Source organism: Vibrio mexicanus, assembly GCF_001012815.1.
Classification (GTDB): Bacteria; Pseudomonadota; Gammaproteobacteria; order Enterobacterales; family Vibrionaceae; genus Vibrio; species Vibrio mexicanus.
In genome coordinates this window covers 13,441-30,021 of sequence record NZ_JYJP01000041.1, presented here as the reverse complement: position 1 = coordinate 30,021, position 16,581 = coordinate 13,441, and the positions used below count along the sequence as shown (strand labels likewise).

Annotated in this window: 12 protein-coding genes and 4 pseudogenes; 2 read left to right on the top strand and 14 right to left on the bottom strand. The window is 45.4% G+C overall.

What is annotated here, in order from left to right; genetic code table 11:
- Nucleotides 1–75: 75 nt before the first annotated feature.
- The 4 genes and pseudogenes from UA76_RS06850 to UA76_RS06835 form a co-directional block, all read right to left on the bottom strand.
- Complete coding sequence (locus UA76_RS06850) at nucleotides 76–735, bottom strand: potassium channel family protein (protein ID WP_047044261.1); 660 nt, start codon at nucleotides 733–735, stop codon at nucleotides 76–78.
- Nucleotides 736–1,799 (bottom strand): annotated as a pseudogene (locus UA76_RS06845) (AI-2E family transporter).
- Between the two features lie 54 nt (nucleotides 1,800–1,853).
- Nucleotides 1,854–2,873: a DUF2955 domain-containing protein gene (locus tag UA76_RS06840; protein WP_047044259.1), complete on the bottom strand. Its 1,020-nt coding sequence runs from the start codon at nucleotides 2,871–2,873 to the stop codon at nucleotides 1,854–1,856.
- Nucleotides 2,863–3,999: an HlyD family secretion protein gene (locus UA76_RS06835; RefSeq protein WP_047044257.1), complete on the bottom strand. Its 1,137-nt coding sequence runs from the start codon at nucleotides 3,997–3,999 to the stop codon at nucleotides 2,863–2,865. Before UA76_RS06835 ends, UA76_RS06840 begins: the two co-directional genes overlap by 11 nt.
- Before the next feature lie 183 nt (nucleotides 4,000–4,182).
- Here UA76_RS06835 and UA76_RS06830 point away from each other — a divergent pair.
- A pseudogene (locus UA76_RS06830) lies at nucleotides 4,183–5,207 on the top strand (helix-turn-helix domain-containing protein).
- Here the strand turns inward: UA76_RS06830 and UA76_RS06825 are convergent.
- The 10 genes and pseudogenes from UA76_RS06825 to UA76_RS06790 form a co-directional block, all read right to left on the bottom strand.
- Nucleotides 5,184–6,410, bottom strand: a complete 1,227-nt coding sequence (locus UA76_RS06825) for a carbohydrate porin (RefSeq protein WP_047044253.1) — start codon at nucleotides 6,408–6,410, stop codon at nucleotides 5,184–5,186. The pseudogene UA76_RS06830 and the gene UA76_RS06825 overlap by 24 nt on opposite strands.
- 90 nt (nucleotides 6,411–6,500) lie before the next feature.
- Entirely contained in the window at nucleotides 6,501–7,133 is a 633-nt protein-coding gene (locus UA76_RS06820; RefSeq protein ID WP_047044251.1) for a DUF3299 domain-containing protein, read from the bottom strand.
- A 53-nt stretch (nucleotides 7,134–7,186) separates the two neighbouring features.
- Nucleotides 7,187–8,071, bottom strand: a complete 885-nt coding sequence (locus UA76_RS06815; protein WP_337588516.1) for an amidohydrolase family protein — start codon at nucleotides 8,069–8,071, stop codon at nucleotides 7,187–7,189.
- A complete protein-coding gene (locus UA76_RS25775; RefSeq protein WP_272946004.1) occupies nucleotides 8,047–8,508 on the bottom strand; it encodes an amidohydrolase family protein in 462 nt (153 codons plus the stop codon). Before UA76_RS25775 ends, UA76_RS06815 begins: the two co-directional genes overlap by 25 nt.
- 262 nt (nucleotides 8,509–8,770) lie before the next feature.
- Nucleotides 8,771–8,881, bottom strand: coding sequence for an AraC family transcriptional regulator (locus UA76_RS24490; RefSeq protein WP_238322202.1), 111 nt, complete (start codon nucleotides 8,879–8,881; stop codon nucleotides 8,771–8,773).
- A 121-nt stretch (nucleotides 8,882–9,002) separates the two neighbouring features.
- Nucleotides 9,003–9,788: an AraC family transcriptional regulator gene (locus UA76_RS06810; protein ID WP_238322199.1), complete on the bottom strand. Its 786-nt coding sequence runs from the start codon at nucleotides 9,786–9,788 to the stop codon at nucleotides 9,003–9,005.
- Nucleotides 9,789–10,256: 468 nt separating this feature from the next.
- A complete protein-coding gene (locus UA76_RS06805; protein ID WP_047044249.1) occupies nucleotides 10,257–11,273 on the bottom strand; it encodes a YcjF family protein in 1,017 nt (338 codons plus the stop codon).
- Nucleotides 11,270–12,644 (bottom strand): annotated as a pseudogene (locus tag UA76_RS06800) (YcjX family GTP-binding protein). Before UA76_RS06800 ends, UA76_RS06805 begins: the two are co-directional and overlap by 4 nt.
- 454 nt (nucleotides 12,645–13,098) lie before the next feature.
- On the bottom strand, nucleotides 13,099–13,284 hold the full coding sequence (locus UA76_RS06795) for a hypothetical protein (protein WP_047044247.1): 186 nt from the start codon (nucleotides 13,282–13,284) through the stop codon (nucleotides 13,099–13,101).
- 158 nt (nucleotides 13,285–13,442) lie between these two features.
- Nucleotides 13,443–14,959 (bottom strand): annotated as a pseudogene (locus UA76_RS06790) (fumarate hydratase).
- Nucleotides 14,960–15,147: 188 nt separating this feature from the next.
- Here UA76_RS06790 and pabB point away from each other — a divergent pair.
- Nucleotides 15,148–16,569, top strand: coding sequence for an aminodeoxychorismate synthase component I (gene pabB / locus UA76_RS06780; RefSeq protein WP_047044351.1), 1,422 nt, complete (start codon nucleotides 15,148–15,150; stop codon nucleotides 16,567–16,569).
- The last annotated feature ends 12 nt before the right edge of the window (nucleotides 16,570–16,581 follow it).

Sequence of the window (16,581 nt, the reverse complement as noted above, 5' to 3'; positions counted from 1 at the left end):
TAATATCCTAGGAACTAAACAGTACTAGCAATGAAAAGCCCTGCTGAAAAGAGCAGGGCTTTTTTGATCGACTTTTTAGGCTCGCTCCGATTGGGCAAGGCGCATGCTCACTAGGCTTGCGACCATGATGGCTAAATAGAAGCTGCCAATGATCGATTCCAAGAAAACGAAAAATTGCGCTATTGGAAGCGTCGGTGAAATATCTCCATAACCCACGGTCGTCAAAGTAATGAAGCTAAAATAAAGCGCATTAAATAGATTATTTAACCAAGGTAGAGGCTCAAGGCCATTGAAGGCTTGTGGAAAAATTTCCAGTATCAGCAGATACAGTGTCGCCCAGCTTAACCCCATCAATAGGTAAATACAGATGGACCCTACAATATGATTCCCGCTTATTGTCTTCGACAATACCACTTGTTTTAAAGCTGAATAAATCCTAGAGACGAAAAATGCCAACAAGGAAGCCAACGTTACAATAGTAAAATCAAAATCTTCAATAAGAGAAATAACACCTGACACCGCGGCAGTGACAAGCAGTAGCCCATACCACGAGCGATAAATCTTCTTCTGCCTACGAATACCCGCAATGGATAGTGACAGAGTCACAATCAACAAGCCCAATATGGTTTGCTGCCCTTCTGGATAAAACTGCTGCATGGCTGCGCAACCGAAGAACAGCAGCAAAAGGGCGACAAACAAGAAGTAAAAGTTGTCTTCGCCCGTCACCGTTTTCATTTACGCATCCTGACTTTGTTCATGTTCTAACCACGCCACGAGCAACTGATACGTCAGACTCAGCACTACCGCTCCCACAAACAGCCCCACAATGCCTGACATTGCCATGCCGCCAAGCGCACCTAGCAAAATAACCAGCATTGGGATGTCTGAGCCACGGCTTAGAAGCATAGGTTTTAATATGGCATCACTACCACTCACGATAATACACCAGACTAAGAACAAGCTTGCCGCAACTGTCGATTCAACACTAAACATGTATATGATTGCGGGTAGCAACGCTAAAATGGGTGGCAATTGAATGATTGCAACAAGCAATACTGCCAACGCCCAAAATGGTGCTCCCGGTACACCAGCAATCACTAATCCTAAGGCAGACATGGTCGATTGAATCACCGCCACACCGATAACTCCTTGAGTCACGCTGCGAACCGTCACTTTGGACAACTTCACTAGTCTTCGCCCTTCTCACCGGTTAGACGACCTGCCAGCATAATAGCGCCCGCTTGGCATTTGTCCGCATTTGCCATAAATGCACCCGCAATCATGGTCGAGATAATGAACTGTACAAATCCACCACCGACAGAGCCAATCACCGCTGCTGCTTTACCAACAAACAGTTTGATCTCTTCAGAATACTTCAACAAGGCACCTTCAATATTCGCCGAAGCATAAACCATTGCGGCATAGAGTTTTTCGCCGATAAATGGAATTTCCTGCAACGAAGCTTTTGGCTTAGGCAGGGAGATGCTTCCCTCTTGAAGGCCTGTCACCACCTCGGTTGTACTGGTGTAGATACCTGAAGACAGCGCAATGAGCGGACCGAGAAGCAGCAATACCCCAATCACACTCAATAAAGTGCTGGCTTTCTTTTTAGACATTCCCGTTCTAGCGTGTATCGCCACGGCAACGGGATAGAGCGCTGTCGCAATGATCGCTCCCCAAATCACTAAAAGAATAAAAGGTTTTAGAATGGAAAAGCACCAAAATACCAAAACACCAACGGCGAAGATCTTAATGGCGGCATCTATCGCATGATTTGAGAACTCGCTGTTTATTTTCATTACACATCCTTGTACATGAATACTGTGATTTTTGAGAAACTAATTATTAATAAACTAGTTTTTAAGAAACGCCCAAGTTCTCGTTTCCAAAAAGAGCGAAGCCAAAATCATATAGACTCCTATGAGGAACAATTGAAACAGTCGAATAAAGGTACTGCTGTCGATCTCACCCGAGCTCAACAAGGTACTGCCGACTAATACCAACAACGTGCTAAAGGCCGTCGCGTATATTGGGGCTTTAGCAGGAATGGTATAAATCTTTTTGCCGATCCAAATGGCCATTAAACCAATAAACAACGAATAGAAGAATATATTCGGCACAATGGACAAAATACTAAATGACGCGATCGCTAATAACCCACCAAGCCCATTACTAAAAAGTAAAAATGCACTCAACTTTACCGATTTCTCTGCGGTAATCATCAGGGACAACAGTGCGATGAACATCATGGTGAGCAAAGCTTCTGAGATCTGGAATACAAAAAAGAAGCAAACCACAGGGAATGATATCAACATGGCACGAAAAGCCGCATACCAACGCTCTTGCTTACTGATCATCGGTTCAGCAAATCCCGAAAACTCGGCATCAGGCTCAGGTAAATAGATGTGCACAATAGAGAAAATCGTCACTGCCACCACACCTGAAACGGCTAGGCCTAACGCTAAGTATACCGACATCCCAGGATTAGATATCCCCATAAACGGCAGCATCAAAACGGCAATCAACAAGATGGTTGCGAACAAATTCCACTTCGGATCGCTAAATAGGTAATAGCCCCACAACATTGCAAGCCCCACTAGGCATAAAAGGGGAATGGGATATTGGGTTATACCACCAGTAAGTAGCAAGCCGAGTAACATGGTGACTACCAATGCCAATAGCAACTCGTAAACCGTCTCTTTATGCAGCGACGGTTTATCTATCAGGAACTTAGCGGTAAAAACGGGACCAACAAAGGCAAGAGGCCAATTTATCCATGCCGCAAGCAACACTGCAATTGTTACACCTAGCGTAAATCGCAGTATTCTTGTCTGTGCATGTGCGTCGGGTACATTCACTGAATTATCGGACATAAGACAACAAACTAATAAAGCGGATCCAAACCCAACCAATCGCGTTGAAAATTGAGTTTTCTTTCGCGTAGACAATTACGTCAGCTTGGCCACCAACACGCAGTAGGCTTGATACTTCATCTCGTTCAAATTCAATTGTGATTGGTAGCATCTGAGTTTGCCTTAACCAACCTGTTTTTTGAGTGGCTTGGGCGAGCTTACCGGCTTGGTCATTCTGCCCCCAGTCGACACCCCAATCGATACTGGTCACCGTTCCGCTAACCACTTTACCCGGCGCAAAATCTAAAGCGACTTCTACTTTGTCGCCCACTTGAATATTGCCTAAGCTATTTTCACGATAATACGCTTCAATCCAAATATCATCTGTCGATACGAATGTCATCAAAGGCTGGCCTGCTGATGCATAAAACCCTTCCGAAAGACTAAAGTTAGATACACCACCCACACTTGGTGCTTTAATCTCTGTGCGTTCTAGGTTTAACTGTGCTTGCTCTAGCGCCAAAAGGGCCGCTTTAACTTGGCTATTCTCTTGCCCCTCTTTACCTAACTGCTGCTTGGTGCGTTCTAGGTCTGCTTGCGCGTTAACCACCGCCGCTTTCGCTGTAGCAAGCTTCGCTCTTGCTTCATCCGCGTCTGATTTCGACACCACCCCTTTCTCAGCCATCGCTAAAATACGGTTGGCTTGAACTTGCGTGTTTTGCTGCTCAACCATTGCTGAAGTCAGTTTCGCTTGAGACGCCGCGATATTTGCGGTCTGAGCACCGACATTCTGACCCGCAATCTCTAGGTTTTGCTCGGCTTGAGCCACTGCAATTTTAAAATCCGACTGATCAAGAATGGCTAAAACCTGCCCTTGCTGAACCAGCTGGTTAGGTTGGACGACAATATCAAGAACTTTGCCCGAGACTTCAGGTTTGATAGGTACGATGTAACCCTTAACACGAGCGGTATCGGTGATCGGAATAATACGGTCGGCAACAATGCTAAACAGCAACATACCAACCACAAACATAAGTAAGTAATTAGTGACCTTTCTTACTTTATCCTGTTTTGCCGTCGTTTTTTGTGTCTCGTCCTTAGTGGGCTCAACTGAGGTTTCTACTTCAGTGTTGGTGTTATCTGCCATTTGAGGTCCTTCTATAATCACTCATAACTTATTTATACGTTAAAAATATGCATTTTCATGGATAACTCAAGGAATTAGCGTTAGATTTACTAAAAATATTCTTCAAATTCTAGGGCGTGTTGAACTTTCGCGATAACGTTTTGTTCGAGATATGAAATTCTAAGCGCAAGGAGTGGCGTAACCATGACAACCAGTCCATTTCAAGTCCCCGTAGTACAGACTCGCTATGCCAAAGTATTGGTAGAAGTGTTTTCAGACTATGGATTGAATGTTCAGTCAGTTCTTGAAGAAGCCGGACTGCCCTCCGACCTGTTTTCCAACGCTAATGACTTTGTACCTTCAGAGTCAGTTAAACGCCTCATCTACCTCACTTCGTCGCAATTGGGGACTGCTCGTTTCACTGATTTACTCGCGTTAGCATTTCGTCAACGAATCATTCCGCAAGTTTTGATCCAGTTCCAGTGCTACGAAACCATTGGCGATGCTCTTCTCAATATCAATACAATCTTCTCCAATGATTCACCAGGCAGTCGCGTTATCCTGAAGCAAGAGTATGGTCAGAACTGGTTTTGCCGCTACGCTGACTACGAAGATTCAGGTAAATTCGTTTGGAGTGAAACATTCGCCATCATATACATCATCGAGCTGGTGAGCTTACTTACCCATCAACGGTGGCAACCGACACAGATTAAGGTTCAGAGCAAAACCACCGAAATCATCGAAGCGGTTGTACCCAAATCTTGCCAACTGTATGTAGAACACGATTGCGCCAGTGTGCTCATCCCTGATGAGGTTCTCAGAACGCCGATATTCATCTCAAGCAAAGTGCTTGCCCCTAAGCCTCAACTGATTGAATGGCATACGAGCTTTACCGACAGTGTATTTGAGGTGTTATTGCCATATGTAAAAGAACATTCTTTGACGATTGAGCTGGCTGCCGATCTACTCAACTACTCTGTTCGAACCCTCCAACGAAAATTAAAAGAAGAGCACACCTCATTTCGAAATATCAGAGACAGCTTGATTCTATCTTCCGCCTGTGAGCTGATGGAAGCAGGCCACTCATTGACCTACATCTCCACTCAGCTCGGTTTTGCGAATATCTCTCACTTTTCTCGCGCTTTTAAGCGTATTTCAGGCTATCACCCAAAATTTATCGTAGCTCGATTGTCGCGGAAGCTTCGCTAGATGAACACTCTCGCCCTTAAGCCAAATACCCAAGCGCTGCTCTCGCTCGAAAACGCCGGATCTTTGATGTATTGGATGTCAGGACTAAGCTGAAGGTGATCACCAAATTGCATGTTGTAATAAAGCTCTGCAGTGACTTGGTCATCACCACCAAACGCAACATCATTAGTTTCTGCCCAGTTGACCGCAAAGCCCAATGTGTTGGTCGGTTTACCTAAGCCAAAGTAGCCAAAACCGACGCTAAGAGATTTATCATAAAGCGCTACGTCACCTTCTGAGAGACCACCGCGAATAAAGGGCATGATCTGTTCTGTCGCGAAGTAGCTAGCTGAAAAGTTAACCCCTCTGCCGCCTTCTCCTGTCGCGTTACTGTGACGAGTATCTTCGCCAAAATCCCATAAGGTAATGTGCACGTTATCGGTATAGATTTGTTCTTGAGACGCGGTCCAACCCAGCTCAAGCGTAGTAAAGAACTCACTTTCATCAAATACAGTATCAAACCCGTCGAAGATGTCGTCTGACTTGCCGTTCGCGTCCGCAATGCCCGCAATAGTATAGAAGTTATCCGTGATCATGTGGCCTGCAGATATCGCAAGCACACCATCATCTGGCAAACCCATTGCGCCCGCGCCTGTTGAAAAAGCCAAGTTGCTAAAGCCACCCCAAGGACTTGCTAGCGCATAAACATCAACATAATCCGTCACATCTTGCCAACCCGCAATCAATGACGTTCTTCCACCATTGAATTTTTGTTTCCAATGTAAATTAGTGACGCGAGAACCTTGGTCGTTAAACGCAGCTCCGATCATACCTACATAGCCTAAGCCCTCAGGACCACCAGACACATCATCAATGAAGGCCAACCCTTTAGGTGCAGTATCGCTGTAGGCGTGTCTATGTTCGACCTTCCATACCAAAGTGCCTGTATTACCCGATTCTTTACCAGTCAGCGCCCATGAACCATAAAATCGAGCAACACCAGATGAACGATCAACACGGTTACCTTTTGAACCATTGGCTGAGCTCAAACCTAAAACGTTGTAGTCTGCGCCCATATTCAAGCCTTGCTCGGCCAAGCTTTCACGCCAAGATTTCTTATGCGCTGTCTGCTGGGCGATGGTGTTGTCGACAGAGTCTGGCCCTTCAAAATTGGCAGCATATAAGTTTATTGAGAATAAAGCGGCGGCAACCGCCAAGCTGGCAACTGAGTAATGGAATGTCATAAATAGTCTGCTCGCGTCATTTATTTGCTCATTATTAGTGTAATGAGATTGTCTGAAATTAATTGCCATTTAGTGACATAAGAACGATATCTAAAGCTGATAATCTGTTACCTCTATTGCTTTCATGGTGTAGACAGTTTCGACATCCATCGCTCCATCCACATACGTGACATCGGCAACTTTTTTCTCAACTTCAAGCACTCCTTCTACCCAAATAGGTTGGTATAGAGAGGTGATAGTCATACCTTCAGGAAAATCAACTAAGACGATTTGATTGGCTGGCGGGGGCGGAGTGTGGACACAAGCCCCTGAAGTTGGCACTAAAAAGAACTTGGTGATTCGTTCATCATCAAATTCAACAGGAGCAATAAAGCCGGGAATTTTAAACTCTCCACCAGATATAGCCTGATTAGGAAGCGTCGCTCTATTGCGGCGATAGTCCATGATCTCTTGCCGCTTGCTAAATAGCCATTTCACATCAAGCCCCTCGGCGGAAAGCTTAGCATTGATCTCTTTCTGAGTATCCAGCTGTTCTGACGAGAGCGTCTCTACTTGCGCTAACCGTGCAAGTGTCCCAAGTTCAAAAAGTTGTTCATCCGAAAGGAGCAAAAAAGGATCTTCAATAGCGGGTAGCTTTGGTTGTAAATCAGACCAAGTGAGTTTATTTGCAAGCGCCGAAGAACTTAAGACCACACTTAGCAGGAAAATGATACATCTAGCCATATTGACACCATTTAACGTTGTTCGAATTAGAAGGGCTTGCGCCCCTTCTAAATTTAAAGTGTGTTCTTGTGGATTTTTCCGTCTTTCATGATGACTTTAAACTTGTCTTGATAGTCATTAAGCATCGTAATATCTTCAAGTGGATTACCTTCCATCAATATCACATCGGCATAGGCACCTGTCTCGACAACACCAAGCTTTCCGTATTTATATGGATTCATACCACCTGACCAGCTTAGAACCTCTGCTGCGTTCGATGTACCCATCTTCATGATTTCATAGGGTGTAAAGCCAACTTGGCTCATCCAAACCATGTTGTCTGCTTGACGAGTGTTATACGCTGGACCAAACATATCCCCGCCGGTCACGATCAGCACATCGTGCTTACGAGCCCAGGTAAACATGTCTTTTGCTCCACTATTAACTTTTGCAGCTTTAGATTTCTGATCTGGACTGAAGAAGGTGATCTTCTCTGGCTCAGCGAAGGCTTCTAGCGACATCACTGCTTGAGCAGACAGCGCGACCCCTTCTTTCTTCATACGTTTAATGGTTTCTTCTGACACAAGGAAATTGTGTTCTATCACCTTGACGCCAGCATCAATAGCACGGTTAACCGAACGATCATGATACGCATGCGCCATGACATATGTACCATAGTCTTCAGCCACACCTACGATAGCTTCCATCTCTTCTTGAGAGAATTGAGTCATGTGAATTGGGTCGAACTCACTGGCTACACCACCGCCCGCCATGATTTTGATTTGAGTAGCGCCGGCACGAAGGTTTTGACGTGCTGCCCGTCTCGCTTCAGTAACACCGTCGACAATATAACCAAATCCATGCCGTTCAAGGTCATCCACCGAGCCTGGCATATCATTAAAACTGCCCGTGTCGGCGTGTCCGCCTGTTTGACTTAAGAAACCGCCCGCTGGGAAAATACGCGGCCCTTCAATAAGACCATTGTTAATGCTTTTGCCATACCAAGGATATTACACCCCGCGTCCCTTGCCGTTGTGAAGCCTTGATCTAGATATTGCATCATTGAGACATGCGCACGCGCGCCCATGGCCATCTGGTCGTATCCGTCACGCCCCACTAACATGCCCTCTTGAATGCAAAAGTGGGAGTGCATGTCGATTAAACCAGGTGTCATTGTTAAGCCTTGACCATCGATCACTTCAGCATCGCCTGCTTCTATTGGCTCTGCAGATATTTTAGTAATCATATTGTCTTCTACCAAAACATGGTGGTCTTCGTAGAGTTTGTTTTCTGTGCCATTAAAAATATCGACATTGGTAAAAAGCGTTGCAGCCGATGCAGTAAAAGCCGAACCGCATAGCAAGGCTGTCGCAGTCAGTTTGAAAGCTGAAGTCATAGTTATCGTCCCTTTAAAGAATCAATTAGTCCTTTGGTATCCGGGGGTACTCACAAGAGCTTGGGATCCCGATTACCTCAAAGAGGTTATCAAGAGAGTCATTACGTCTTGCTGGCTTCAAAGATCAAAAACGCAACAAACCCAATACAAGCATAGATACAAAATATAATTTAACTCTAACAAAGTGGCATATCAATAGATTTACATTGCCATTTGATGACAACATTCACGAGTATTCATGCCTTACTTAATGCCCTGATTTCTATGATGAAACCCTATGACGTAAGCGATACTGTTTAGGCGTGATGCCATAAATACGCTTGAATGAACGAATAAAATGTGGCGAATCCGAATAACCAAACTTGGTCGCGATATCCGTAATTGCGTATCAGTCGTCGCAAGAATGTCGCAAACTTGCTCAAAAACCATCTCTTCTATTAGAGCCTTATAGGCGACATTCTCACTCTTGAGCCTGCGTTGCAGAGTTCGAACATTCATACGCAAAATTTCAGCAGCGAGCTTAATTGGCAACTTGCTACAGGAAGGTACGGATAGATAGCCAACTTAAACTCATTAAGGAAGCCACCCTGATCAACTTGATTCATATCGACCAGAGTTCTCTGCGTTAATGCCGAGGCTGCCACGTCCACCGGTGTATTAATGAGTGATTTTGGAATTTCAACAGCGGTTGCAGGGCGCTCGGTAAAGAATTGAGCAAAATCTAATGAAGGAAGCTTGGAAAAAAGCTGGCTATCTTTGCTTCTGACCCCTATTCGCGTTGGTCGCCAGATACCGTTGGTCAAAGACCGCAGTAACTCGCACATAAACAACACTGAAAACATCTCTGCAAATTGAAACCAAGATTCATCAACGCCATTTTTTTCTCTAACCAGCCAGTAGCTATTACCCGCCTCTTGTACATAGACTGTCGCGCCTGATGATTCTTGGCTAACTACATTTGAAAACTCCTCTAACGCTTCTTTAAGCGTCTTGGATCCACCAAGTTTGCTTAAAAAATAAGGAATGAAATTTTCTTTGCAACTGCGCCAAAATACTACCCCCAGTTTATCTTCAGACATCGACTTCGACAGTACTTCCATTAAGTTTTTCAGCGTCGATTCAGGTAAGTACTGATAATCACGGTTGTCCGCTTCATTGATATCGATTGGAATCGTGGCAGCGCGCAACAACTGATAAGCATCATCGTCGATGTCTTTAAGCATCAAAGTAAAGAGACGAACGCTCTCTTTGGAGACCATTGGAATTAATTGAGAAGGCATGATTTTCGCTGTACCTATTATTCTTCGTTAGTACCAAACCGACGGCACTATTCTAAATAGCAACCTATTGATTATAGTTATAATAAACCACTAACTAAAACAAAAAGTTAATTTAGAGCGACTCGTCAAAAAGATAGAGGCTCAAACCAAAAAGCGGCACCGATTGCTTTGATCAATCGATGCCGCTCTGGTCAAATATATACCCAAGTGACTTCAAGATGCAGGGTTCAGAGCGTCATCACTGGCTCAAGTTCAAGGCAAATGACGCAGAGGAATAACGCGTTCTTTCCAAGTCATTTAACGCAGAAATTGAGGCCAGTGATGCGCTCCCGAAGGGCGAGTTTGCCTAGCTCGCACACTTTGTTAACGACTCTCAATTTAGAACCACTAGATTGTCGAATCGTTGCCGCGTTTGCAAACTAGGCAATGCTCGCTGTACCACGCATCTTGAGGTTACTTGGGTATAGATTATTTCACTCGTTGGATAATCTGCTTACGAATAGACTCCAATTTTACCTTGCGATCTGACTGCCAAGGGAGAGGCCTTAGAAGAGCCATTGCTTTGATGCCTAACCGCGCCGTTAAAAGCCCAACGCCAATCCCTTGCCCTGCGCGAGCCGAGACTTTACTTGCAAGATCCATCGACATCGCATCCAAGCTCACGTCAATAGCAAGTTCACTCGCCCCTGCGAGCGCCATGTTCATCAGCACTAGCTTGAACAATTTGATGCGTGACCAATAGCCTAGCTTAATGCCATAAAGTTCTGATAGGTCGTTGACCATTTTAAAGCTGCGCCAAGCCACCAGCAGCATGTCGGCCACGGCCAAAGGGCTAACCGCAACTAATACCGCCGATTCCGACGCGCATTTTGCGACTATAGCCGACGCTTTTTTATCTTGCCCCTGTACGACCATCGCATCGTACATTTCGATCACTTCTGCATCGCTGTGGCTAGATTGAAGGGCGTTAACCCAACGCTCGAAGTCAGGGTTCTCGTCGGGTATCCCGGCATCTTTCGCGATTTTGCTACAAATCTCTTTGGCCTGACCGACACGGCCCTCAGACAGTAGCGACTCTAACTCTTGCTGAGTAGAAAAATGCTGTCTTAATCGGCGTAATTGCCATAGTTCTTTACCCAACGCACCAATACCAAGGCCCGCCAAGGTTGCAATAAACCCAGTCCAGCCCAAAGTGAGCCAATCACCCGCACTGATTGCCGAGATGACACCATCGATACTCTGCCATCCAACTAAGCCAGCAAATGCGATGGCCAAGCCTCCCGCAAGTTTACCTCCGCTCTTCAAAGGTCGAATCACTTGTTCTAACTTATGCTCGGATGCCAGTTCAGTTTCATCACTATTGCTAACTTGCGGAACGAACTTCTGCTTTTCATCAAACTGGTGCTTCGCTGTCAATTCCGGTGATTCACCATCGTTCGTATTCAAATCTTGGCGAAATACTTGTTTGGTTTTCAAATCACTCATTTCAGTTTGTCTCCAATCAAATACTCCAACGCCTTATCCAGACGGATGTGTTTTAGAGGCGCATCGGGTTCATACTCTGAAGGTCTAAACGATGTAAACTCAAACCCTTTGTTCTGCCAGTAACTTTCATTGGGTAACTTACTCGGCACTTCGCCGGGAAACAGCGTGATGGACTCATCATCCAACGTCACACCCTGGAGTCTGGTACTTTGCTTTCACCATCCCCAATAAAGCCTGACTGCGTTGCCTGAATAGAGGCTAGCGTGACGCAATTCATTTCTATGTTCTCATAAGCCACTTGTTGCCAAGATGGGTGGACCATCTGTTGCAGCAGGCTCACAAGATTAGGGTGCTGTTCTGGTGTCACGTGATCCGCTTTTGTAGCGGCGAACAGGACTTTATCGATTTTAGGCGCAAATAGCCGCCTTAAAAAGCTGCTCTTACCGTATTCAAAACTCGCTATCGTTTGCTCTAACGCACTCTTCATATCTTGAAACGATTCATAGCCCGCATTTAGCGGTTGCAAGCAGTCAACCAATACGATTTGGCGATCAAATAATGAAAAGTGATTATTGTAAAACGCTTTCACGACTTTGGTTTGATACTCTTCATAACGTGCAATCAATGCAGCGAGCATTGACCCTTTGGGTACTTCTTTATGTTCGTCATACTCGCATGGGAAAAATTGCAATACTGGCGCTCCTGCCAGATCCCCCGGCAGCACAAAACGTCCTGGCTGAACCCAGTGAAGACCGTGTTCTTTACAAGCGTGCAAGTACTGAGTGTATTCCTGCGACAATGTTTCGATTACTCGCTCATCTAATGGTGCGAACAAATCAAGATTTTCCAGCGAAGCTAACCAAGTTTGAGCCAATTCACCTCGCTGACCTTTTAGTGCTTCAAACTGAGTTTTAGACCACTCACGAAAATCCATTTGCAACAAAGGCAGGTCAAGCAACCATTCTCCCGGATAGTCGATAATATCCACGTATAACGTCGAGGCTGAACTAATAAGCTTTTTGGTGCGGCTCTTAGGCTTGTATTTTATCGCAAGACGAATTTCGCTCACGTCTCGTGTTGGCACCGGCCATATCGGCGGCGTTTGAGAAAGCTGCTTATCGCCGTGTCATACCCAAACCTTGGCACCATCATGTTTTTTTGAGGAACACGTTTTGCACCAATGATGCGATTCTCTCTCGCCGCGCCAAGTAGAGGCAAATTGTCATGCGTAGAGGTATGAAGAAGCTGATTCACCATTGAAGTAATGTATGCAGTTTTACCCGCTCTCGATAACCCTGTCACAGCTATGCGGACATGGGAGTCCAAACTTCGATGAAGAAAATCGTTCACTTCTTGCTTAATACGCTTCATATAGTTTCTCTAGTTAACATCAGGCGGTGAGCTTACTCGGTTCAATCTTAATATCAGATGAACAGGGAATGCCATTTAAATTCATGCCGTTTGACGCAGAACACATGATTAAATGCCCCCTTTTATCTCCTTCACTGGCGTAACAAGGTAAATTTAGTAAGCGAAGCACGGGTACACTTTGCGCAGTTTTGTTAACTGAGTGAGCTTTATGACCCTACAAGAATTTAAATACAGCGACACCTACCATTGCCTTTGTGTCGCTGGAGATCTTCTAAAAACCATCAGTAAATACGCCTACCTATTTTTTAAGGCCACTTTTAAGGCACTATTGTGGATCGTAGCTAAAACCTATCGGTACATCTCTTAGCTCACTAGGCAGTTTGCCAGTCTGCTTGGCAAAAACAAAAAAGCCTCTGAATTCTCAGAGGCTTTTTACTGGCGTTAAACCGAGTTTCTAATCATCTTCAATGAGCTTGTAAATCACAAACAAACTGATTTGCAGTAGAACGAACAGAGCACAGGTTATGGTGACGTACTTCTCTTCAAAGATACTGATCCCATGCAGAATCAAGTCGTAACCCAGAAACGCACCTATGACGACCGCGATAACAATCTGTAGAATCTGAATAAAGCGAGGCATGTCCTCTCCTGTCAAATTAATGCTATATGCAACATAAAGTGCAGTGTTTACTGCACTTTTGTCAAATGTTTACCTTAGTAAAAATCAATCGGTCACACAATAAGTACAACATTCGCTTAATGAGATAACTATTTCTGTAAATAGAAATTCAGAGCGAGTTACTTTTGAGCCTCAGCGATTTTCACTTTCCAAGTATCTGGGCCTGTTTGGTGTGCGTTAACGCCGCTTGAGTCTACTGCCACCGTTACTGGCATATCTTCAACTTCAAACTCATAGATCGCTTCCATTCCCAAATCTTCAAACGCAACAACACGCGCTTTCTTGATTGCTTTAGATACTAAGTAAGCTGCACCACCCACAGCCATTAGGTAAACGGCTTTGTGCTTCTTGATGGACTCAACCGTCGCAGGGCCACGCTCAGCTTTACCAATCATGCCCATGATGCCGGTTTCTTCAAGCATCATGTCGGTGAACTTATCCATACGAGTTGACGTTGTTGGGCCAGCAGGACCAACAGCCTCATCACCCACTGCATCTACCGGGCCTACGTAGTAAATAAATTTACCTTTGAATCGACGCCTTTTGGAAGACCTTCGCCATTTTGCAGCATTGTTTGAATGCGTTTATGCGCAGCATCACGACCCGTTAGAATCTTGCCGGATAGCAGAACCGTTTCGCCCGTTTTCCACTCTTCAACATCGGCTTGAGTCACTTCATCAAGGTTAACACGGCGCGTATTTGCGCCCGCTTCCCATGTGATATCTGGCCACTCTTCCAGTTTTGGTGGTGTTAAGTCCGCAGGGCCTGAACCATCGAGCGTGAAGTGAACGTGACGCGTTGCCGCACAGTTCGGGATCAAGCAAACCGGCTTAGACGCCGCATGCGTTGGCGCTGTTTTGATTTTCACGTCTACAACTGTAGTCAAACCACCTAGGCCTTGCGCACCGATACCTAGCTTGTTCACACGGTTAAAGATGTCTAAACGCAGTTCTTCTTCGGCATTTTCAGGGCCACGATCAATCAACTCTTGAATGTCAATGTGCTCCATTAGAGACTCTTTTGCCAGTACCGCTGCTTTCTCTGCAGTACCGCCAATGCCTATACCTAGCATGCCCGGTGGACACCAACCCGCGCCCATCAGCGGTAGTGTCTTCTCTACCCATTCAGCGACGTCGTCCGATGGGTTTAGCATCACCATTTTGGTTTTGTTTTCACTACCGCCACCTTTTGCGGCGATTTGAATCTCAACCTTGTCACCCGGCACTGAGTTAATGTGTACAACCGCTGGCGTGTTGTCTTTGGTGTTAATACGTTTACCCGCTGGGTCCATAAGAACCGAAGCACGTAATGGGTTATCTGGATTTGTGTAAGCTTGACGAACGCCTTCATCCACCATCTGTTGGATAGTCAAATCCGTGGCATCCCACTGAACGCCTATCCCCACATTCACAAAACATGTCACGATGCCCGTGTCCTGACAAATTGGACGGTGGCCTTCTGCAGACATGCGAGAGTTGATAAGGATCTGAGCGATTGCATCTTTAGCGGCTTGGCTCTCTTCCTTGTGATAAGCCTTTTCAAGAGCTTGGACAAAATCAAGTGGGTGGTAGTAAGAGATGTACTGAAGCGCATCAGCGACACTACTGATTACATCCTGTTTGCGAATTACCGTCATTGCATACCTCGTGTTTATTATGTTTATCACCTAACTGCTTGCGTTGAGCATTTTTATGAGCAGTCTCTGTTGGTGACAAAACAACCATAGCGCTCGAATCTACATGCTTTTGCATTAAGTAGGCACTTTCATTTTGCGTTTTATGATACTCTTGCTCGCTCTCACACGCCATGCATGGTTCGAACTCTTTGTCACAAATTAAACAAATGAATAACAACGACCTGAACAACATCCAAATCCAATCGATCGATTATCATCCAAACTTATCTAAGCACCTGTTTTCAAAAATAGAACATTTGCCATGGTCGATGATACTTCGCTCGGCTTCGAACAAGCATATTGATAGTCGTTACGACATTTTGGTGGCCAATCCGTTGGTAAAATTAACAACTTCGGGTGATGTGACAAATGTAGAAGGGCCAAGCGGAAGCTACAACACCAAACAAGATCCTTTTGAACTTCTCGCTGAGCTTCAGTCTCGCTACATTCCTGATTGCTCCCACGATTCCACGTTGCCATTTCTTGGAGGCAGTTTGGGCTATTTTGCTTACGACCTTGGCCGACGAGTAGAAACCATGCCAACGCTCGCAGCCAACGAAGTTGATTGCCCAGACATGGCCGTTGGCTTATATGATTGGGCTGTCATTGTTGATCATAAAGAAAAGAAAGCTTGGGTTGTGGGCCAAAATGTCGATGAGCACTGGCAGTGGCTAACAAACCTAGATACTGACAAAGAGAACCTTGGTTATACGGTAAAGTCTGATTTTGCTTTGACGACAGAATGGCAATCGAATATGACCAAGCAAACTTACCAAAACAAGTTTGATGCGATTCAAGAATATCTGTTGTCTGGTGATTGCTATCAGATAAACCTCGCACAGCGATTCCACGCCGAATACCAAGGCAGTGAATGGCAAGCTTATGAAAAGCTAGAAGCGGTCAACAAAGCGCCTTTTTCAGCATTCATTCGCACAGACGATAGCGCCGTGATTAGTGTCTCACCTGAGCGATTCTTACAAGTTCACAAAGGGATAATTGAAACCAAACCGATTAAAGGCACACGCCCACGCTCTTTAGATAAAGCACAAGATGCCGCACTCGCTCAAGACCTTGCGACGGCCGAGAAGGATCAAGCTGAGAATCTGATGATCGTGGATTTGCTTCGTAACGATGTTGGGCGCGTTGCCAAACCGGGTTCGGTGCACGTACCTAAGCTGTTCGATATTGAGAGCTTTCCGGCGGTCCATCACTTAGTAAGCACTATTCGCGCCGAGCTTGGTGAGCAATATCAGAGTGCTGAGCTGCTGCGTGCTAGTTTCCCCGGCGGGTCGATCACGGGCGCTCCCAAAGTTCGCGCAATGGAAATCATTGAAGAGTTAGAGCCTCATAGGCGAAACGTTTACTGTGGCAGTATTGGTTACATTAGCTGCCATGGGCACATGGATACTAGCATTACCATTCGTACCCTGCTTGCTAACAATCAGACACTCTACGCTTGGGCGGGTGGTGGTATCGTGGCAGATAGCCAAAGTGATGCGGAATATCAGGAAACGCTAGATAAACTGAGTAAAATCCTACCCACGCTTGCGGGCAAACCAAACAACGATTAACCAAAAGGCCGC

Coding starts and splice junctions, on each gene's coding strand:
- UA76_RS06820 (WP_047044251.1), bottom strand. CDS start 7,133: ATGGCTAGATGTATCATTTTCCTGCTAAGTGTGGTCTTAAGTTCTTCG.
- UA76_RS06795 (WP_047044247.1), bottom strand. CDS start 13,284: ATGCCTCGCTTTATTCAGATTCTACAGATTGTTATCGCGGTCGTCATA.
- UA76_RS06850 (WP_047044261.1), bottom strand. CDS start 735: ATGAAAACGGTGACGGGCGAAGACAACTTTTACTTCTTGTTTGTCGCC.
- UA76_RS06835 (WP_047044257.1), bottom strand. CDS start 3,999: ATGGCAGATAACACCAACACTGAAGTAGAAACCTCAGTTGAGCCCACT.
- UA76_RS25775 (WP_272946004.1), bottom strand. CDS start 8,508: ATGACTTCAGCTTTCAAACTGACTGCGACAGCCTTGCTATGCGGTTCG.
- UA76_RS06840 (WP_047044259.1), bottom strand. CDS start 2,873: ATGTCCGATAATTCAGTGAATGTACCCGACGCACATGCACAGACAAGA.
- UA76_RS06805 (WP_047044249.1), bottom strand. CDS start 11,273: ATGAGTGATTTGAAAACCAAACAAGTATTTCGCCAAGATTTGAATACG.
- UA76_RS06825 (WP_047044253.1), bottom strand. CDS start 6,410: ATGACATTCCATTACTCAGTTGCCAGCTTGGCGGTTGCCGCCGCTTTA.
- UA76_RS06810 (WP_238322199.1), bottom strand. CDS start 9,788: ATGCCTTCTCAATTAATTCCAATGGTCTCCAAAGAGAGCGTTCGTCTC.